The sequence below is a fragment of the Hyphomicrobium sp. genome, assembly GCF_051860585.1.
In the GTDB taxonomy this organism is placed as follows: Bacteria; Pseudomonadota; Alphaproteobacteria; order Rhizobiales; family Hyphomicrobiaceae; genus Hyphomicrobium_C.
This window is the reverse complement of record NZ_JBHYDS010000002.1, coordinates 490,216-509,386: the sequence shown is the minus strand read 5'-3', so window position 1 is coordinate 509,386 and position 19,171 is coordinate 490,216. Positions and strand designations below refer to the sequence as shown.

Sequence of the window (19,171 nt, the reverse complement as noted above, 5' to 3'; positions counted from 1 at the left end):
TGACGATCGGTTGCTGACGAGCCTCAGCGCGTGGTTTCGCGAATTTTTAGGTTGCGGTAGCGGACGGCGAGCGTTTGCTGGGTGGGCGAGCGGTAGATGCCGAACTTGAAGTATGGGCCGACGGCGTCCGCATAGCCGATCGGAATTGCGCCGGAAAAAACGGTGCGGCCGTCGATGCGCATATCGAGCGCGCCGAGGCGTGGATTGAACCGCACATCGTATGAAATGGCGATCCAGCGGTCGCGCGTAACGTTGCGCACGCGTGCCCGTTGCATGGCTTGCGGGTTCTTGGTGTGGGTTTGCAACGTTGTCGATTGCGTGAACACCGTGAGGTCGCGCCCTTTGAGCGCCAACCCAAGGACCGGCGATGAAGCGGCGTCGCCCGGGTCTTCGGAGGCGTGCCACTGGCCGACCACCAGCCAGTCCGAGGTGACGGGCGCGGTGCCCTCGATCAGCATCTCGTAGGAGACGCGATAGAGGGTGTCGAAGCGCACCGGCTGCTCATCGAAGCTCAGCTCCGCGCGCTCGCGCGGTGCGCCGCGATCCAGGCTCCAGCGGTCGCCGGGCCGCAGCTCGAAGCGATACTCGCCGGAGGACGGTTCCGTGATGGCATAGGGCGCGCCGCCGTCTGCGTGGACGTTGACGACACGGCCGTCGATGCAGGCGTCCTTGGCGCAGGCCGGATTGTCCGGCGGGGCCGCATGAGCCGATCCGCCGAGAGCGGCCGTCAGCACAAGGTGGATCAGTGCTGCGGACCGTACGGCATGCCGGGATCCGGGTTGCGAGAACGGTTTGTGAACCAGTTTCATGCTATGCGGCTCGCATGACAGTTCTCGTGACAGGCGGCGCCGGATACATCGGCAGCCATATGGTGCTGGCGCTTCTCGACGCCGGTGAGCGCGTTGTCGTGCTCGATAATCTCTCCACCGGGTTTCGCTCCGCGGTGCCGCCGGCAGCCACGCTCGTCGAAGGCAATGCCGGTCATGCGGACCTCGTGGGCCGCGTGCTCGGCGAGCATGGCGTGCGCGCCATCATTCATTTCGCGGGATCGATCGTGGTGCCGGATTCGGTGGCCGATCCGCTCGGCTACTATCTCAACAACACGTCCAATTCGCGCACGCTGATCGCAGCGGCCGTGAAGGGTGGCGTCAAGCGGTTCATCTTTTCCTCGACGGCAGCCGTGTACGGCAACCCGCAGGACATTCCGGTGAAGGAGGATGCCCCGCTCAAGCCGGTCTCGCCCTACGGCACTTCGAAATTGATGACGGAGTGGATGCTGGCCGATACGGCGGCCGCGCACGATTTCAACTACGTGGCGCTGCGTTATTTCAACGTCGCCGGTGCGGACGCGCAGGGGCGCACCGGACAGTCGACGCCGCGCGCGACGCATCTGATCAAGGTCGCCTGCGAGACGGCGCTCGGCAAGCGTCCGTCGATGGACGTGTTCGGAACCAACTATCCCACCCCCGACGGCACGTGCGTACGCGACTACATCCACGTCACGGATCTGGTCGCCGCGCACATGGTGGCGCTGCGTTATCTCGACGGCGGCGGCGCGTCGGACGTGTTCAACTGCGGATACTCGTCCGGCTATTCGGTGTTCGAGGTGATCGACGCGGTTAAGCGCGCGCACGGCGGGCCGTTCCCGGTCAATCTGGCTCCGCGCCGTCCGGGCGACGCGGAAGCCATCGTCGCGGAGTCCTCGAAGATCCGCAGCAAGCTCGGCTGGGCGCCGATGCTCGACAATCTCGATCTCATCGTCACGCACGCGCTGGCGTGGGAACGGTCGCTCAAAAAGGCTTGAGCGCCGCCTCACGCGTTACCCCGTTGAAGCAGCCCGCCCGCGAGCGCGATCGCCTTCCTGCGTTCGGCCGGATAGAGCGCCGCCATTGCGGCGGCGAAGACGGCCGCTCCAGCAGCCACCACGAAGCCGAGGGCGAGCACGCTTCCTGCCGTGGGTAGTGTCCAGATCACGGCCATCATGAGGGCCGTGGCGATGCCGATGCGGATCACATCGGGGCCGGGTATCGCGAAGCCGTGGTCCCACCACGCCCAGATCATCGTGACGGCGAGGCTGACGACCGCACCGACGGCGGCGCCGGCAACGAGTCCGGGCAAGCCCGCGTACCAGAGCCCGAACCCGCCGAGCAGGAGCGCGGCCGCCGCGTCGACGGCATCGTTGATCAGCGGCACGACCGGGCGCTCATGCAACAGGAACACCTGCTCGCCGCAGTGAATGCGGAAGTTGCGCGCGGCGCCCGCCAGGATCGAGGCCGGTAGAATGGCCGCTGTCACTTCCTGGAATTGAGCGCCTACGAACAGAGGGACCAGCGCGCCGGCGATCATCCAAAGACCTGCGGCTGAGGGCGCGAGAACGGCTGCGAGCAGAAGGCCGTTGCGAGCAAGCTGCGCCTGCCCGGCGCTGGGTCCGCCGTCGCGCGCGCGGGCGAGCGCGAGGGGAAAGCCAGCGGCCGTCACCACCATGGCCGCGACCGAGGCGATGCGCAGTCCTACCGACCAGCCGACGGAGACGAGGCCGACCGCCGCCGCGCCGTCGCGCCATTCGACGACGAAGCGGATGCCGTTGTTGGCAACCCAGATGAGAACGGTGCCGATCACCAGCGGGGCGGCGTAGGTCGCGGCTTTCCTCAAAAGCTCGCGCGCGAAATGCTGGGGGGCGCGGCCCTTCTCGATGCGTGTCAGCACGACAACGAGGGCCGCAGCCTGGGCGATGGCGTAACCGGCCAGCACAGCCGTCGCGGAAGGCTGGACGAAGAGGACGAGAACGAGGGCGATCAGAAATCCGCCCACCGGCCAGCCGATCTGCAGGATGGAATAGGAGATGGGATCACCCCACGTTCGGGTACGGTCCGACAGCTGCGCGACGGCGACGCGGCCCACGCTCTGGAGCACGGCTGCCGCGAGGAGTGGCCAGGTCCACTTGGCGTCGACGAATGCCGGCATGGAAAGAACGATCAGCATCGTTACCGTGCCCGAGAGCAGGATGACGAAGGTTTCGGTGTCGAGGTAGGTCTTTGCCGCGCCCTGAAAGCTGGCTGCGTAGCGCAAGGTGTAGTGGGTGAACCAGCCGAGCGTGGCGGCCAGGGACAGTTCCTGGACGGCGGTGACGAGCGCGACGAGGCCAAGATCGGTCGGCGACAGGTAGTGCGTCCATGTCAGGATCGACACGAACTGGAACACGGGCCCGAGGAATTGCGCCGGGAAATATTGGAGCGTCTGGCGGAGAAGCATCGAAATCCATGGCTCGGGAACGAAGCGGCGCGGCCGGCTGGCGCGCCGGCGCCCAGCGTGCGTGATACTCTTACTTCCCGCGCGATCCGTTGAGGCGCTTCGTCGCTCGATTGCTTAACCGCAACTGTGGACGGGGCTGGCTTGCGCGCGCCGTTCGTCAGAGGGTCCGCCAGACTTCATCCACACTTGGTCAGCATGCGCATCCTCGTCCTTCTTAACGGCCGTCATCTTCGCCGATGGCACGGCTGGTTAATTTCCCGCCTTTCGGCGGCGCCCGGAGTCACCCTGGCCGTCAGCGTTGCGGACGCTCCGTGTCCGGACATGCCGTTGCCGCTTCGGCTGCTGCTGGAGGCGGAGCGGCGGATCGCGCGCGGCCAGGCTGCGGCGTCCGATGCGATCCCGGCCGGGGACCTCGGTCTCGCCGTGACGTTCGGAGAGGCCCCGCCGGGGGATTTCGACACTGTGCTCGATCTGACCGGCGGGACGGCAGAGCCTCGCGCCGCAAGCCATCTCATCCGTCCAACGTTCGATGGAGAGCTCTCGGAGTTGGCGCTTTGGGGGGCGCTGCTCGACCATCGCCCGCCGCGCCTCGGATTGGAGATCTCCGGCTCGGGACATCGGGATGCCGCGCTTCCCGCCATCGAGCATCCGCATCAGATCCGTCGCGCGGCCGATCAGGTGTTGTCGCGTCTCGTCCAGGTTCTCGCGACGGCCGCCGTTCATGGGGTCGACGCGCTCCCGCAAGCGCCGGCGGACGAGGGACGCGTTGCGTCGTCGCCTTTGCGTGGCTCCGCGGCGTTACGTTTTGCCTGGGACAAGGTCGCCGACAAGGCAGGGCGGGCGTTGAAACGCCGCGTCGGCATTGAGCCGCGATGGCGCGTCGGCTGGCGCCTTGCGCCGGAGGGTGGCGGCCCGCTCGATGCGCTTCCCGCGATTGGCGCGTACAGCGTTCTGCCCGACGACGGGCAGCGCTATTTCGCCGATCCGTTCGTGTGGGTGCACGGCGGCGTGCCTCATGTGTTCGTCGAGGAACTGCCGCTCGCGACCGGGCGCGGGATCATCTCGCATTTCACGATTTCAGCGGACGGGCGGGCGAGTGCGCCGCGCCCCGTGCTGGAGACACGGTATCACCTCTCCTACCCGCAGATCATCGAGCATGACGGGCAGATCTACATGATGCCCGAATGCTCGGCATCCGGGGCCGTGACGCTCTACCGGGCGGACCCGTTTCCGGATCGCTGGGTGCCGGCGTTCCAAGTAATCGAAGCCGAGTTGCACGATGCGACGCTGGCCGCGCATGAGGGGCGGTTCTACCTGTTCGCCTCGACGCGCGATCTCGCCAGCTCGAGCTGGGATTCGCTCAGCATCTATTCCGCGGACACGTTGACCGGGTCTTTCGAGCCGCTGCCTGGTAATCCGCTGCTGATCGACCGGCGGGCCAGCCGGCCGGCCGGGAACCTCACCAAGGCAAAGGATGCGCTCTGGCGGCCGGCGCAGGACTGTACAGGCGGGTACGGGTCGGCGCTGACGATGGCGCGGGTCACACGGCTCGACCGGGACGGATTTGCGCAGCAGGCCGGGGGCGTCCTGCGGATCGCGGGGGCAACGGGGGCCGTGCATGGTCCGCATACGCTCAATCGGGTTCCGGGTCTCGAAGTGGTGGACTTCCTCAGCTAGCCGCGCATTCCGGCTGGGATTTACTCTGTCACACATCAGCCGTTTGACACCGTGCATGTGCACGCTACTTGTAGGCCGAATTTCAAGCTGTTGTTTTCAAAGCGGTAGATCCCCCCATGAGCGATGCAATTTTCACGAACTGGACGGACGACGTCACGCGGGCCTGGGCCACCGAGCCGGTGCGTCTCAAGCATCGTTTGCACACCGATCCGTTGTTCTCGATGGCGGGACTGGCCGAACTGGTCGACCGGTATCCGCGCGAGCACTATTCGCTGATGCAGGTTGGCGCGCCCGGCGAGCGGCGCACGTGGCGCGAAGGCGAGATCGGCAAGATGTCCGGCGATCGCGTGATCGAGAGCATCGCCAATGGGCGCATGTGGCTGAACCTGCGCAATGTGAGCGGCGTCGACAAGCGCTTCGCGGAGCTGCGCGACCAGCTGTTCGGTGAAATCGGCGAGCGTGTGCCCGGCTTCTCGGCCTTCGGGTGTACGATGGGCATTCTGATCTCGTCGCCGAAGGCCGAGGTCTATTATCACATGGACGTGCCTGGGCAGTCGCTCTGGCAGATCCACGGCAAGAAGCGCGTCTACGTCTATCCGGCCGAGCCGCCATTCCGCCGCGACGAGGATCTGGAGCGGATCGCGCTCTATCAGGTCGAAGTCGATATTCCCTACAATACCTCGTACGACGAGCACGCGCGCGTGTTCGAGATCGAAGGCGGCGAGATGCTGCACTGGCCGCTCAATGCGCCGCATCGGGTAGAAAACCTCGACTGCCTGAACGTGTCGATGACGACGGAATACTGGACGGAACCGATCCGCCGGTCGCAGATGATCAATCTTGCGAACGGCATCCTGCGCCACAAGCTCGGCGTCACGCCACGCAGCCGCGCAATCAACGGCGCCGGGTTCTGGGCAAAGGCGGCGTTGCAGGCCGGCGTCAAGCGCGCAGGTCTGCTGCAGAAGGCCCGCAAGGAACGCCGGTCGATCGAATTCCAGCTCGATACCGAGCGCATCGGCGCGATCCGCGATCTGGCGCCGGTTGGGCGCTAAGCGGGGCTTGGCGCCGTAAGAGTTCCTCCGTCGAAAGTGCCCACTCGCGTGATCCCGATCGCTACCCTCACGCCCGCGCTCGACGACCGGCAGGCTTCCGTCACGCTCCGGCGTGGCGGCGCGCCCTATTGTGCGGTGACGTGCACCGCCGACGAGCTGGTCTCGCTTGCGGCGGAGATGCAGGGCGTAACGGAGCAGAGCGCGTTCTCGTCGCCCTGCTGGCTCGGTCCGCTTGTCGAAACATTGGGCAGCGGCGCGCGTGGGCGCATGTTCGGTGTCGCCGTTCGCAGCGAGGCGGACGGCACACTCGCGGGCGCATTCCCGCTTGCCGTCACGCGCGAGCGTGGTTGCAACGTCGTCCGTTTCGCCGAATTTGGCGTGACCGACTACACGGCGCCGATCTTCGGGCCTGCGTTTCCGGCGAGCGCCGCCGAGGCGCACCAGTTCTACGACGCCATCCGCGCTGCCCTCGCAGGCTACGACCTCATTCGTTTCGAACGCCTGCAGACGGATCTCAAAGCGTATCCGGCGTTGCCTGCGATCTATCCGGGCTCCTTTGCGAGCCGTGCGGTCGGGAACGTGATCGTCGTAACCGACAGCGTGCAATCGTACGTGGCCGACCTCGGCCGCAAATTCCGCAAGGAGGTCGATCGCTGCAAGCGCCATATCGCGGCGACGGGGCCGTTGGTGCTCGAACGCGCGGCGGGCGAAGAGCGGATCGCGGCTGCGTTCGGTTGGCTTGAACAGCTGCAATCTCAGCGCTGGGAGGAGACCGGCGCGAACTACCGTCTCGATGAGCCCGCTTACGCGCAGTTCTATCGGGCCGTCATTGCATGCGGCATTCCGGCCGGGTTTGCGGAAGTGATCACGCTGTCGGCCGGCGAAGTACTGGTCGGGGCTGTGTTCGGTGTCCGCAGCGGCGACCGCTTCATCGTGCTGCGGATCGCGAGCGACGACGCGCAGTGGGGCCGCTTCTCACCGGGGCGGATCACGCTGCTGGCGGTCATGGAGTTGCTGGTCGCGGAAGGCGTCCGCACTTTCGATCTCGGGATCGGGGACTACCAGTTCAAGCGGCGGCTCGGGGCGGACACGTTCGGCCTCGCCGATCTGATCGTGCCGCTCACCTGGAAGGGCGCGGCGGTCGCGGCCGCCATCCGCGCCAAGCGGGTCCTCGCCCGCCAGCCGGCGCTCAAGCGCCTGGCCGATCGCGTGCGCGGGCGTGCGTAAGCGACACGAAGTCTCTTTTTCCCGGGACGAGAGTTGGCTACAAGGGGCGACGCTTCGTGCCGCCTTAGCTCAGTTGGTAGAGCACCTGATTTGTAATCAGGGGGTCGGGAGTTCAAGTCTCTCAGGCGGCACCAACGTTTTCAGAGCGTTAGAGCGGGTTTTCTCGCGGTACATAAAAAGAACAATACCTATTTCAAAAGTCGGACGTCCGACTTTGCGAGTTGATCCTGATGCGGATAAACGCAATAACTGCCGCATGGAACGACCAGTCTTTACCATTCTTACTGTGTTCATTGCCTTCACGCTGTTCGCGGGCGCAGTTGCGTTCGCGCAGACCGGCATCGAGCAAGACGCCATAGAAATAGCCCGCCAAGCCCAACAAAGGTTTGAAGATACCTGGGCACGCCGGGCGCCCGGCGTTGTGCCTTACATCGCTTGGCTAAGCGGGATGGCGCACGCCAGAGCCACCGATCCCGTTGGGGTCGTCCTCATCGTCATTGCCTTCATTCTGGGGTTGCGGAGATCCGGCATCTGGACCGCATTCGTAGGCGCGTCTTTCGCGACACTCTTGACGCTCGTGTTTGTCTACTCATGGTGGACAAAAATCGGTGTCGCGCACAAGTGGCCATCCAACACACTTTGGATGCTGGTTTCCTTTTTGCTGGTTGCCGCTCCGGCTTACGGAGCGGGACGCATATTACGCCATTTATCGCCTAAGCTCTCACAAACACCTTGAGCTATGGCCCGTAAGCTGCTGATTTTCTGAACCGAAGCGATTCGTTTCATAGCGGTCGAAGCCGAAGCGCTCATGCGCCGTCACAGCGCACTGAGGTCAAGAAGTGGCGCTCACAAGCGGACGGCGGTTGCGTCCGTAGCTGAGCGGTTGCATTGGTTGTGCGGTTAGTCGGGAGTTCAAGTCTCTCAGGCGGCACCACTTCTTCGCCGGCGCGTGCAAGACGCCGCATAAAAGCCTGATTGAAGCAAAAGGTAGCTGTCGTCCGTAGGGGTCGATGCGTTTTTCCGATGCCCTGCGGGTCGATGGCCCCCAAACCGATGCGCCTGCTCGGCACCCACGAGGCACTTCCGGCACCCATGATGAGATTCCCCCGTTCGATCGTTGCATGCGGCGCTTTGCTGCTGGCTCTGGCCGTCACCCCAGCGGGGACATTCGCTCAAGCGCCGCTGCAACCTGTGGACCCTGCACCGAAGCAGGCCGCGCCGTCCAAGCAGGCGCCCGCCAAACAGGGCCCGGCACCGGTCGCGCCGGCTCCTGCACCGGCAGCGGCTCCCGCGCCCGCGGCTGCTCCGGCTCGCCCGCCGGCAACGGCGACCCCCGCCGGCGCACCGGCCCCCGGCGCAGCACCGGCTCCGGCGCTGGGAACGGCCCCTGCGGCCGCACCTGCCGCACCTGATGGAGCGCCCGCGCCAAATGGGGCAGCGGCGCCCACCGATCCGTCCGTGGCGCCTCCGGCCGATGCCCAGGGCGACGCGCAACCGGCCCAGGATCGTGGGGTCGAGCGGATCAAAGCCCGTATCACGGAGCTCGAAGCGCGCGCCGACCTGGCGCCCGGCATCCGCGATCAGGCGCTGACACTGCTGCGCACCGCGCTCGGCCATATCGAAGCGTCCGGTGCCAGCGCCGCGGCCGCTGCGCGGTTCCAGGATTCGAGCCAGCGCGCACCGCAGCGTGTGGCGGACGCCAAGCAGCAGCTCGAAGCGCTGCAGGCCGATATCAGCGACGAGGAGTTCGCCAAGGGCGTCGGGGCGCTCGCGTTGCCGGAAGCACAGCAGGCCCTCGATGCCGCGAACGGCGAGGCGGCCTCACTCAAGACCGAGCTTGGCCAACTCGAAACGCGCCTGCGCGAAGCGAGCACGCGATCGACGGCTGCGCGCGAGGAGCAATCGGCCGAAAAGCAGGCGCTCGATGCGCTCGACGATCCCGATGCGGGGGGCGCGGCGGACGAGGATCCGCTGATCGCGGAGGCGCGACGGCAGGCGCTCACGGCGGAACGCCGTGCTCGCGCCGCCAAGCTCAACATGCTCGACCAGGAAGTGATCAGCCTGCCGTCCCGTCAGCAGGCAACGACGGCGCGGCGGGATCTGGCCGCGGCCAAGCTCGACAAACGTACGCGCCGGATCCCCATCATCGAGGCGCGGGTCAATGGGCTGAAGCAGATCGAGGCCGACAAGCGCCAGGAGGAGGCGGATCGCGAGGCACGCAAGCTGTCCGCGCGCCATCCGGTGCTCGAAGCTTACGTCAAGGATTCCGAGTCGCTGAGGCAGCGGCAGGCCAGCACGGTCGCTCTGCTCGATGACGGCAAGTCGGCGCTCGCCGAAGTCCAAGGTGACCTCGCACGCCTGCGCGACAGCAAGGCGGCGGCGCAGCAGGTTCTCGAAATCGGCAGTGCGGGTGGCGAGTTCAGCGAATTCCTCCGCACCATGCGCGCGCAGCTTCCGTCCGCGGCGCGCCTCAAGCGGCGGATCTGGGATCGCGAACAGGCGATCGTGGACGCACGGCTCAAGCGGCTGCAAGCCGACGAGGCCCGGCGGGCTCTCTCGGATGTCAGCGGCATGGCCGACCGGGTGCTCGCAAGCTCGGTGCGGCAGGGCGAGCCGCAGCCCCCGGCGGGGGTTCGCCCGGATCTCGAGAAGCTCGTGGCGATCCGGCGCGACGTTTACGTGCAACTGCACGATGCGCTTGCCGCCCGCATCAGCCAACTCGCCGAGTTGAACGCCAACGAGCGTGACCTCCTCAACCAGACCACGCAACTTGGCGCGCTGCTCAATAGCCGCCTGCTGTGGCTGCCCAGCTCGGGTCCGATCGGGACGGAGTGGCTGAGCCAGGTTCGTTCGAATATCGATTGGATCGCCAACCTCGACGCTTGGAAGGGTGTCGGGCAGACGCTCGTCGAGCGGGCCGGCGAGCATCCGGTGCCGACGCTGATCGCCGTGGCGCTGTTCGGCTTGCTGGCCGTTTTCTGGCGGCGATTGCAGACCCGCCTTGGCGCGATTGCCGCATCGCTCGGGCGCTATTCGACCGACAACTACTGGCGCACGCCGGAGGCGCTCGGCATCACCACTCTGCTGGCGCTCAAGACGCCGATCCTGTTCGGTCTTGCGGGCTGGCTTCTGACGCAGCTTCCGCAGGCGTCGGAATTCGCGACGTCGGTCGGGACGGGATTGCTCAGCGCGGCGTCGATCGTCACGTTCCTGCGGTTCGCGCAATATATCTGCGTCGAGAACGGACTGTTCTCGGCGCACTTCGGCTGGACAGACAGGGCGCGCCAGGTGCTCTGGCAGAATATCCAGTGGCTCAAGTTCATCGTGACACCGGTGGCTTTCCTGCTGGGCGCCATCGGTGTGAACAACGCGCAGTCCCTGCGTGACGGCCTCGGCCGGTTCGCCTTCCTGATCGGCGCCATCGCGGTCTCGATCTTCATGGCGCGGATTGCGTCGCCGCGCTCGGGCATTTTCGCCGAGCGGCTGACGCCCGGTCATCCGATGTGGGTCACGCGCGGGCTGTGGCACACATTGCTTTGGGCGACGCCGCTGGCCATCGCTGCCCTGGCGCTGTCCGGCTACTACGATGGCGCGGCGCAGATTCAGAACGGCGTCGTGCTGTCGGTCGCGATCACGGTCGGCGCGTTCCTGCTCTACAACATCGCCATGCGCCAGGTTCTGGTCGCCCGGCGGCGGCTCGAAATCCGCCGCGCCAAGGAGCGCCGTGAGAAGGCGCGGGCGCAGGCTGCCGCCCAGCAGGCCAGCGAGAACGCAGGCGAACCGGTGCTCCTGGCTCTGCAAGAAGAGCCCGAAGTCGATATCGCGTCCATCAGCGAGCAGACGCGCCAACTCGTGCGCCTGTTCGCGTTCCTGGCGCTGGCCGCGTGCCTGTGGCTGTTCTGGCGTGAGGCGCTGCCGTCGCTGGCCCTGCTCGACGTTGCGCTCTGGCAGCAGACCTTGACGGTGGATGGCGCGACACGCTCGGTTCCGGTCACGGTGTCCAACGTTCTGGTGGCGTTCGTCACGCTCGTGATCACGTTCATCGCCGCGCGCAATCTGCCGGGGCTGCTCGAGATCACGGCGCTGCACCGGCTGCGCGTCGAAGCCGGCACGCGCTATGCCGTGAGCGCGGTCAGCCGGTACCTGATTGCCATTGCAGGCATCGTGCTGGCGTTCCGCAGCGTCGGCTTCGACTGGAACCAGGTGCAGTGGATCGTGGCCGCGCTCGGCGTCGGCGTCGGTTTCGGCCTGCAGGAGATCGTGGCCAACTTCATCTCCGGCCTGATCATCCTGTTCGAACGGCCCGTCCGCGTCGGCGATACGGTGACGATCGGCAACCTGACCGGCACGGTGTCGCGGATCCACATCCGCGCCACCAGCATGACGGACGGCGAGCACCGCGAGATCATCATTCCGAACAAGTCCCTCATCACGGAAAAGGTGATCAACTGGACACTGGCGGACAGCATCACGCGCGTCACCGTGAAGGTCTCCATCGCCTACGGCACGGACACACTGGCGGCGCAGATGGCGATCCTCGAAGCCGTGAAGGGAACTCCGCAGGTGCTCGATTCACCGGAGCCGAGCGTGTTCTTCATCGGGTTCGGCGCGTCGGCCCTCGAGTTTGAGGTGCGCGCCTTCATCCTCAAGCTTGCGCATCGGGCGACGGTCATCAATGATCTGCACGTCGCCATCGAGCGGGCGCTGCGCGAGAAGGAAATCTCGATGTCGTAAGGTGGCCTGCGTCGCGTCGTGTCGCGGCGGATGGTAAGCCAGTTTGCACATCACAACGTTTGCACGTCACAACGGGTCAGATCTCGATGCGCGCCTTCGATCGTCTGCGGGGTCTCGTCGTGATCGGGTGCGGCTCGCTCGGCGAGCTCGCCGGGGCAATCCTTCTGCTCGCGGCGGCGATGTTCGCGACCGGTTTGCCGCTCAACCCGGCTTTAGCGGAGTCCGGCGTATCGGCCGCGGATGTCGAAGGCGCTCAACCTGGGGCGATCCTGCGCGTCTGGCCGCTCGAAGGCGGCGTGCGCCCCGGTTACAAGGGCTTCCGTATTCTCTATCGGTCCGTCGATTTCAACGACAAGCCGCTGGCCGTCTCGGGCGCCGTTTTGTTTCCGGAGACGGACAGCCCGACACCACGGCCGGTGGTCGCCTGGGCGCATCCGACGTCCGGCGTCGTGACGCGGTGTGCGCCGACGCTGATGCCCAACCTGTCGACGTCCATTCAAGGCCTCGATTACTTTGCTGACGCCGGTTACGTGATCGTCGCAGCCGACTACGCGGGGCTAGGGGCGTCCGGATCGCATCCCTACCTGATAGGGCAGAATGCAGCCCGGACCGTGCTCGATTCCGTAAGGGCGGCACGCGCGCTTCCGCACACGCACGCCGGCGATCGTTTTGTCGTGTGGGGCCATTCGCAGGGCGGCCATGCGGCTTTGTTCGCCGGCGCGGAAGCGTCCACCTATGCGCCCGAATTGAAGCTGCTCGGCGTGGCAACGGCGGCGCCCGCCACAGACCTCATCGCGCTGTTCGATGCGGACCGGAACAAGAGCAGCGGTCGAAGCCTGACGACGATGGCGCTCTATTCCTGGTCGCATGTGTTCGGTTTTCCGCTCTCCGATTATGTCGTCCCCGAAGCCCTTCCCGGCTTCAAGCGGCTGGCCAACGACTGCATCGAAGACCTCAGCGATTTCTTCAAAGAGGATGACGACGAGGGTGCGCTGCCCCGCGACTATCTCCGATCGAATCCGATCTCCGACCCGCGCCTGCGCGACACCATGGAAAAGAATTCGGCGGGCGTGCTGCCCGCCGGGCTGCCTGTCTTTATCGCGCAGGGCACGGCCGACGACCTCGTGCTGCCGCGCATTACCCGAGCGTATGCCAAGCGGATTTGCGGGCATGGCGCGAAGGTCACGCTGCACATGATGGACGGGGTCTCGCATATGCTGGCGGGGCGCGATGGCGCTTTCGCCGCGTCCGAATGGATTGCGGCGCGATTCAAGGGACACGCCGCACCAAGCGGTTGTTGACGCTCTCAGCTCGATTCGTGACGGTTGCGGACGTCGCTTGGGTGGCCGGGATCGCCCTCAGGCGTGTTCTGCCGTCGGGGAGGTACCCCGGCTGACAGGGCGGCCGGGGGCGTTTCCGTCAGAGTCACCCGCAATTTTGTGGCTTGGCGGCACCACTTCCCCTGTCCGCGTGGGGTGGGGCTATTTTTTGCGGCGCGGAGTATGCGAATGTGCGGCCACTTCGCAGCGTAGCGTGCGGGCCGGTCGGTGTGGACCGGCGGCTATGGAAGGGCCCTGCCGAGCAGGGCAGGGGGGCATGACGACAATGTCCAGACCAGCGTTGGGCCGCGGCGGCCGATTCTACATTTGCGCTTTGGCGGTATCGCTTTCGGCGGTGGGGCTCGCGGCATCGGCCGGCGTTGCGCATGCGCTGGACGAAAATTGGGCGCTACAGTTCGGTCCGACCAGCGGTGGCGGTGGAAGCGATCCGGCGACGGAACGGCAAGCCCTCAAGGAGCTGGAACGCAATCCGCCTCCCGGTTTTCCCACCCTTGCCGCCGCCAATGTCGCGGCGACTAAAACGGCAATCGAGCGGTATACGGCCATCGTCGAAGCGGGCGGCTGGAAGGCGGTGCCCGATGCCACGGTCAAGCCGGGTGAAGATCACTTCGCCGTCGTCGAATTGCGCGACCGGTTGATCGTGTCCGGCGAACTCGGTGCGGACAAGGCGGGCGGCGAGAACCTCGATGGGACACTTGTCGAGGCGCTCAAAGTCTATCAGACGAACAATGGACTGACGCCGAACGGCCGCCTCGACAAGCCGACGGTCGCGGCTTTGAATGTGACGGCCGAGGATCGGCTGACCCAGCTCAAGGCCAATCTCAAACGGCTGACCGAGCTGACTGCGGTGGTGAAGCCGCAACGGAAGTACGTGGTGGTGAACATCCCGGCCGCGCAGGTCGAAGCCGTGGCGCTCAACAAGGTGATCACGCGCCATACCGGCGTGGTCGGCAAGGTGGACCGGCCGACGCCGCTGTTGCGCTCGACGATCACGGAGCTGAACTTCAATCCGACCTGGCGCCTGCCGCCGACGGTGATCACGAAGGATCTTATTCCGCAAGGCCAGGAGATGCAGGCCAAGGGCGAGAACGTCCTCGTCAAGACGGGGATCGAGGCCTACAGCAACGGCAAGAAGGTCGATCCCGAAAAGGTCGACTGGAATTCGTCAGCGCCGAAGTCCTATTCGTACCGGCAGCCGCCGGGGAAGGACAATCCGCTCGGGTTTGTGAAGATCAACTTCGCCTCGGGCGAGTCCGTCTACATGCACGACAGCCCGTCGTCGGGTCTGTTCGGCAGCAACTTCCGCGCGGCCAGCTCCGGCTGCATCCGGGTGCACAACATCGAGCGTCTCGCCTACTGGCTCGTCGCCCAGAACGACGGCTGGGAGCAGGATCGCGTCGAGGAGATGAAGAAAACGGGCGAGCGCAAGGACGTGCGGCTCGCCACCCCCGTGCCACTGCACTTTGTCTACATCACGGCATGGGCGACGGAAGACGGCGCGATCCAGTTCCGCCGTGACCTTTACAATCGGGACGGCGTCGCCGAAATCGCGACCTCCTACTAAGGCGCCCTCCTAAGGCACGGGCACCTGAGGCGCGGGAACGGCCGCGCATTTTGACCTAGGGTCAATTGACTCTGGCCAATTCGCCGCCTCGTTGTGCATCGCACATTCCTGGTCGCGGTTCGCGCTGCAATGCAGCAAGCGAAAAATTTATCAAGCGCGAGCAACGGCGACGCCCACGGAGGACGTTGCGTTCCATTGTGTTTTCGGATTTTCGCTTGTATCCAAAGGGATTGCCGCGACATTAGAGCCGTTGCAAAGTAGATAGCAGCGAAAGATGCTGTCGTTAACAGAGTTGAGCCGTTAAGAACGGCCGCGCCAAGAACACGAAGCCTGAGGAAACGTTTCGATGGTCGATTACGCGAGGCACTTGAAGGCATCCCTCGATGCGATCCGCAAGGAGGGCCGCTATCGGGTGTTCGCCGACCTCAAACGGCACCGGGGTGCATTTCCTGCAGCCGACCACGTCACCCCCGGCGGCGCCAAGCCGATCGTCGTGTGGTGCTCCAACGATTACCTCGGCATGGGACAGCATCCGCGCGTGATCGCGGCCATGCACGAAGCCATCGATTCGGTTGGCGCGGGATCGGGCGGCACGCGCAATATTTCCGGCACGACGCACTATCACGTCGAACTCGAAAACGAGATCGCGGACCTGCATCGCAAAGAGCACGCGCTGCTGTTCACGTCCGCTTACGTCGCCAACGAGGCGGCGCTCTCGACGCTCGCCAAGCTGCTGCCCGGCTGCGTGATCTTCTCCGACGAGAAGAACCACGCCTCGATGATCGAGGGCATCCGGCACGGCAACTGCGAAAAGCGCATCTTCCGTCACAACGATCCGGCCGATCTCGAAGCGAAGCTGAAGCAGGTTCCGATCGACACGCCGAAGATCATCGCCTTCGAGAGCGTGTACTCGATGGATGGGCATATCGCGCCGATCGCCACGATCTGCGATCTCGCCGACAAGTACGGCGCGCTCACCTATCTCGATGAAGTGCATGCGGTCGGCATCTACGGCCCGCGCGGCGGCGGCATCGCCGAGCGCGACGGCGTGCTCGATCGCGTCGACATCGTCAACGGCACGCTGGCCAAGGGCTACGGCGTGATGGGCGGCTATATCGCGGGTACGCGCGACCTGATCGACGCGATCCGGTCGTTTGCACCGGGCTTCATCTTCACGACCTCGCTTGCGCCCGCCATCGCCGCCGGCGCGCTCGCCAGCATCCGTCATCTCAAGGGCAGCGACATGGAGCGCGCCCGCCACCAGGAGCGCGTTCGCGCGCTCAAGTCGCGGCTGGCGGCCGCCGGGCTGCCTGTGTTCCAGAACCAGAGCCATATCGTGCCGGTGCTGATCGGCGATCCCGTCCATTGCAAGGAAGTGACGGACCGGCTGCTCGATGCTCACGGCATCTATGCGCAACCGATCAACTATCCCACCGTCCCGCGTGGCACCGAACGTATCCGCCTGACACCCGGTCCGCATCACACGGACGCGCAGATGGACGCCCTCACGGAAGCCCTGCGCGGTCTCTGGGCGGCCTGCCCGGCCGCGGTCGGCCGCACGGGCAAGCTCGCGGCGGAGTAGGCCTTCGAGCCGCCGCGCTGCGGCTGCCGGGCGGCGTAGTTGGTGCATCGCACAGTAAAAAAGGGTGCGACCGCGACTTCACTGTTGCGGGCCGTTGACGCATGGTAAGGGCATGCGAAAGTCGGGCACGCAATGCCGCATCCCCACAGTCGCCAGACAGGGGGCGGTTCGCTCGTTCAGTTCATTAATTTCCAGCGCTGCCCACGCTCCCGCCATTACAAGCCGATGCCAACGAGGAAACGTCCATGTTCAAACTGAAGGCCAAGAGCCCGACCGCCCGGTTTTTCAAATCTCCGCTGACCGAAACCGATCCTGAGGTCGCGTCGGCGATCGACAAGGAGCTTGGGCGTCAGCAGCACGAAATCGAGCTCATCGCCTCGGAGAACATCGTTTCCCGCGCCGTGCTGGATGCGGCCGGCAGCGTTCTCACCAACAAGTACGCCGAGGGCTATCCGGGCAAGCGCTACTACGGCGGCTGCCAGTTCGTCGATATCGTCGAAACCCTCGCCATCGACCGCGCCAAGCAGATCTTCGGCTGCGGCTTCGCCAACGTGCAGCCGAACTCGGGCTCGCAGGCCAACCAGGGCGTCTTCAATGCGCTGGCCAAGCCGGGCGACACGATCCTCGGCCTCAACCTCGCTCACGGTGGCCATCTCACGCACGGCGCGACGGTCAACCAGTCGGGCAAGTGGTTCCGCGCCGTGCACTATCAGGTCGAGCCCGATACCCATCGCATCGACATGAACAAGGTGCGCGAGATCGCGAAGGCCGAGAACCCGCGCATCATCATCGCGGGCGGCTCGGCCTATCCGCGCCAGTTCGACTTTGCCGCCTTCCGCGCCATCGCGGACGAAGTCGGCGCGCACCTCATGGTCGACATGGCCCACTTCGCCGGTCTCGTGGCCGCCGGTGAGCATCCCTCGCCGTTCCCGCATGCCCACGTCGTCACCACGACGACGCACAAGACGCTGCGCGGCCCGCGCGGCGGCATGATCCTCACCAATGACGAGGACATCGCCAAGAAGGTCAACTCGGCCATCTTCCCGGGCATCCAGGGCGGCCCGCTGATGCACGTTATCGCCGGCAAGGCGGTTGCATTCGGTGAGATCCTGACGCCGGAATTCAAGGCCTACGCCAAGCAGGTGATCGTCAACGCCAAGGCCATGGGCGAAGTGCTGGTGGACAACGGCTTCGCACTCGTCTCGGGTGGTACGGACACGCATCTCATCCTCGTCGACCTGCGGCCGAAGAAGCTCACCGGCAACATCTCCGAGAAGTCGATGGGCCGCGCGCACATCACCTGCAACAAGAACGGCGTTCCGTTCGATCCGGAGAAGCCGATGGTCACCTCGGGCGTCCGTCTCGGCGCACCGGCCGGCACGACGCGCGGTTTCGGCGAAGCCGAGTTCCGCGACATCGGCCGCATGATCGCCGAGGTTCTCGACGGTCTGGCCAAGAACGGCGAAGCGAACAACGGCAAGGTCGAAGAGAAGATCAAGGCCGAAGCCACCGCGCTCTGCAAGCGTTTCCCGATCTACTGATGATCTCGGGCCTAGTCCCAACGCTGATAGCCGAATAAGGTTAGAGACAGCGGGTTTACGAGTTCAATCTCGTAAAACCCCGGCGCGAGTTTCTGTAGGCCGATATTGCCGGAGAGATCGATGCGTGGATCGGTGTGTGCCGGTTTGATCTGGCTGACACTGGGCTTGACGGACGCGCGTTCGGATCAGCTTTTTTGCGGCGAGTCCTTCGCGACGCTCGAAGCCTTACAAAACGCCATCCAAGCCAAGCCAAACGTCAAGGAGTTGCCGACCGATGGTTCGGTGAAGTCCTATTCGGATGCGGCGACGGGCACCATCTGGAATTTCGCGACGACATCAAATCCGGCATTTCCGTCCGTGGTATGCCGCAGCCTCGTGCAAAAGGACGGGGCGTTTTCAGTGAAAACGTTGTTTCGTTGTGGCGCCGAGAAAGCCGAATGCGATCGCTTGGTCGCTTCTTACAATGATCTCGATCGAAAGATGCGAGAGGCGATCGAGAAGCAAAAGCGTTAAGTTCGTCGCTCTTTTCATCCCGACAGGAGTTTTCATGCGCTGCCCCTACTGCTCCTGCGAGGAAACGCAGGTGAAGGACAGCCGCCCGACAGAAGAGAATGCCGCCATCCGCCGACGCCGGGTCTGCCCGGATTGCGGCGGGAGGTTCACGACGTTCGAGCGCGTGCAGCTGCGCGAGCTGACCGTGCTCAAGCGCAGCGGGCGCAAGGTGCCGTTCGACCGCGACAAGCTTTCGAAGTCGGTGGCGGTTGCGCTGCGCAAGCGGCCGATCGAAACTGAGCGGATCGACCGCATGGTCTCGGGCATCGTCCGCCAGCTCGAAAGCTCGGGCGAGACGGAGATCCCGTCGTCGACCATCGGCGCCTATGTAATGGACGGTTTGCGGGCGCTCGATTCCGTCGCCTACGTGCGGTTCGCGTCGGTCTACCGTGATTTTAGCGAGGCTGCCGACTTCCAGGAAGTGCTGGGCGAGATCGCGCGCGACGATGTCACCGGGGCCGCGCTTCCGGTTGCGAAGAAGCTTTAGATGCTTGCGGGACATGCCAAGTATTCCCCTCCCCCTTGTGGGGAGGGGTTAGGGGTGGGGGGAATCCCAACTGCTGAAGCTGCGGTGTGGGCCCCCCCCCCCCCCCCCCCCCCCCGGGGGGGGGGGAGTGGGCGCAGTGTTTTTGAAAGCAGATAAACACAAA

At 65.2% G+C, this 19,171-nt stretch carries 14 protein-coding genes and 1 tRNA gene; 13 read left to right on the top strand and 2 right to left on the bottom strand.

Annotation, left to right across the window (positions count from 1 at the left end; translation table 11 throughout):
* Positions 1 to 23 precede the first annotated feature (23 nt).
* The gene (locus ACTIFK_RS05210) at positions 24 to 809 is read right to left on the bottom strand and encodes a heparin lyase I family protein (protein WP_439541984.1); all 786 of its coding nucleotides are present in this window, start codon (positions 807 to 809) and stop codon (positions 24 to 26) included.
* A gap of 14 nt (positions 810 to 823) precedes the next feature.
* Between ACTIFK_RS05210 and galE the strand changes: the two genes are divergently transcribed.
* Positions 824 to 1,804, top strand: a complete 981-nt coding sequence (gene galE, locus ACTIFK_RS05205) for a UDP-glucose 4-epimerase GalE (protein ID WP_439541983.1) — start codon at positions 824 to 826, stop codon at positions 1,802 to 1,804.
* Between the two features lie 8 nt (positions 1,805 to 1,812).
* On the opposite strand, the gene ACTIFK_RS05200 is transcribed toward galE, so the two are convergent.
* Positions 1,813 to 3,252, bottom strand: a complete 1,440-nt coding sequence (locus ACTIFK_RS05200; protein WP_439541982.1) for a lipopolysaccharide biosynthesis protein — start codon at positions 3,250 to 3,252, stop codon at positions 1,813 to 1,815.
* A 321-nt stretch (positions 3,253 to 3,573) separates the two neighbouring features.
* Between ACTIFK_RS05200 and ACTIFK_RS05195 the strand changes: the two genes are divergently transcribed.
* From ACTIFK_RS05195 to nrdR, 12 genes are all read left to right on the top strand, one after another.
* A complete protein-coding gene (locus ACTIFK_RS05195) occupies positions 3,574 to 4,929 on the top strand; it encodes a glucosamine inositolphosphorylceramide transferase family protein (protein ID WP_439541981.1) in 1,356 nt (451 codons plus the stop codon).
* A gap of 116 nt (positions 4,930 to 5,045) precedes the next feature.
* Positions 5,046 to 5,981 carry a hypothetical protein gene (locus ACTIFK_RS05190; protein ID WP_439541980.1) on the top strand — a complete coding sequence of 312 codons (936 nt, stop codon included), beginning with the start codon at positions 5,046 to 5,048 and terminating at the stop codon, positions 5,979 to 5,981.
* 48 nt (positions 5,982 to 6,029) lie between these two features.
* Entirely contained in the window at positions 6,030 to 7,208 is a 1,179-nt protein-coding gene (locus ACTIFK_RS05185; RefSeq protein WP_439541979.1) for a GNAT family N-acetyltransferase, read from the top strand.
* Between the two features lie 58 nt (positions 7,209 to 7,266).
* Positions 7,267 to 7,342, top strand: a tRNA-Thr gene (locus ACTIFK_RS05180).
* Between the two features lie 122 nt (positions 7,343 to 7,464).
* Positions 7,465 to 7,944 (top strand): hypothetical protein, encoded by a 480-nt coding sequence (locus ACTIFK_RS05175; RefSeq protein WP_439541978.1) that lies wholly within the window; start codon positions 7,465 to 7,467, stop codon positions 7,942 to 7,944.
* 356 nt (positions 7,945 to 8,300) lie between these two features.
* Complete coding sequence (locus tag ACTIFK_RS05170) at positions 8,301 to 11,942, top strand: mechanosensitive ion channel domain-containing protein (protein ID WP_439541977.1); 3,642 nt, start codon at positions 8,301 to 8,303, stop codon at positions 11,940 to 11,942.
* A gap of 86 nt (positions 11,943 to 12,028) precedes the next feature.
* Positions 12,029 to 13,243: an alpha/beta fold hydrolase gene (locus tag ACTIFK_RS05165; RefSeq protein WP_439541976.1), complete on the top strand. Its 1,215-nt coding sequence runs from the start codon at positions 12,029 to 12,031 to the stop codon at positions 13,241 to 13,243.
* 304 nt (positions 13,244 to 13,547) lie between these two features.
* Positions 13,548 to 14,846 carry a L,D-transpeptidase family protein gene (locus tag ACTIFK_RS05160; protein WP_439541975.1) on the top strand — a complete coding sequence of 433 codons (1,299 nt, stop codon included), beginning with the start codon at positions 13,548 to 13,550 and terminating at the stop codon, positions 14,844 to 14,846.
* A gap of 346 nt (positions 14,847 to 15,192) precedes the next feature.
* Positions 15,193 to 16,428, top strand: coding sequence for a 5-aminolevulinate synthase (gene hemA / locus ACTIFK_RS05155; protein ID WP_439541974.1), 1,236 nt, complete (start codon positions 15,193 to 15,195; stop codon positions 16,426 to 16,428).
* A 245-nt stretch (positions 16,429 to 16,673) separates the two neighbouring features.
* Positions 16,674 to 17,969 (top strand): serine hydroxymethyltransferase, encoded by a 1,296-nt coding sequence (glyA, locus tag ACTIFK_RS05150; protein ID WP_439541973.1) that lies wholly within the window; start codon positions 16,674 to 16,676, stop codon positions 17,967 to 17,969.
* A gap of 120 nt (positions 17,970 to 18,089) precedes the next feature.
* Complete coding sequence (locus ACTIFK_RS05145) at positions 18,090 to 18,482, top strand: hypothetical protein (RefSeq protein WP_439541972.1); 393 nt, start codon at positions 18,090 to 18,092, stop codon at positions 18,480 to 18,482.
* 34 nt (positions 18,483 to 18,516) lie between these two features.
* Positions 18,517 to 19,008 carry a transcriptional regulator NrdR gene (gene nrdR, locus ACTIFK_RS05140; protein WP_439541971.1) on the top strand — a complete coding sequence of 164 codons (492 nt, stop codon included), beginning with the start codon at positions 18,517 to 18,519 and terminating at the stop codon, positions 19,006 to 19,008.
* Positions 19,009 to 19,171: the final 163 nt, after the last annotated feature.

Bases quoted from the DNA above. Each gene is read 5' to 3' on its own strand.
- ACTIFK_RS05165 (WP_439541976.1), top strand. From the start codon at position 12,029: ATGCGCGCCTTCGATCGTCTGCGGGGTCTCGTCGTGATCGGGTGCGGC.
- ACTIFK_RS05200 (WP_439541982.1), bottom strand. From the start codon at position 3,252: ATGCTTCTCCGCCAGACGCTCCAATATTTCCCGGCGCAATTCCTCGGG.
- ACTIFK_RS05190 (WP_439541980.1), top strand. From the start codon at position 5,046: ATGAGCGATGCAATTTTCACGAACTGGACGGACGACGTCACGCGGGCC.
- ACTIFK_RS05210 (WP_439541984.1), bottom strand. From the start codon at position 809: ATGAAACTGGTTCACAAACCGTTCTCGCAACCCGGATCCCGGCATGCC.
- ACTIFK_RS05170 (WP_439541977.1), top strand. From the start codon at position 8,301: ATGATGAGATTCCCCCGTTCGATCGTTGCATGCGGCGCTTTGCTGCTG.
- galE (WP_439541983.1), top strand. From the start codon at position 824: ATGACAGTTCTCGTGACAGGCGGCGCCGGATACATCGGCAGCCATATG.
- nrdR (WP_439541971.1), top strand. From the start codon at position 18,517: ATGCGCTGCCCCTACTGCTCCTGCGAGGAAACGCAGGTGAAGGACAGC.
- glyA (WP_439541973.1), top strand. From the start codon at position 16,674: ATGTTCAAACTGAAGGCCAAGAGCCCGACCGCCCGGTTTTTCAAATCT.
- ACTIFK_RS05195 (WP_439541981.1), top strand. From the start codon at position 3,574: ATGCCGTTGCCGCTTCGGCTGCTGCTGGAGGCGGAGCGGCGGATCGCG.
- ACTIFK_RS05160 (WP_439541975.1), top strand. From the start codon at position 13,548: ATGTCCAGACCAGCGTTGGGCCGCGGCGGCCGATTCTACATTTGCGCT.
- ACTIFK_RS05175 (WP_439541978.1), top strand. From the start codon at position 7,465: ATGGAACGACCAGTCTTTACCATTCTTACTGTGTTCATTGCCTTCACG.
- hemA (WP_439541974.1), top strand. From the start codon at position 15,193: ATGGTCGATTACGCGAGGCACTTGAAGGCATCCCTCGATGCGATCCGC.
- ACTIFK_RS05145 (WP_439541972.1), top strand. From the start codon at position 18,090: ATGCGTGGATCGGTGTGTGCCGGTTTGATCTGGCTGACACTGGGCTTG.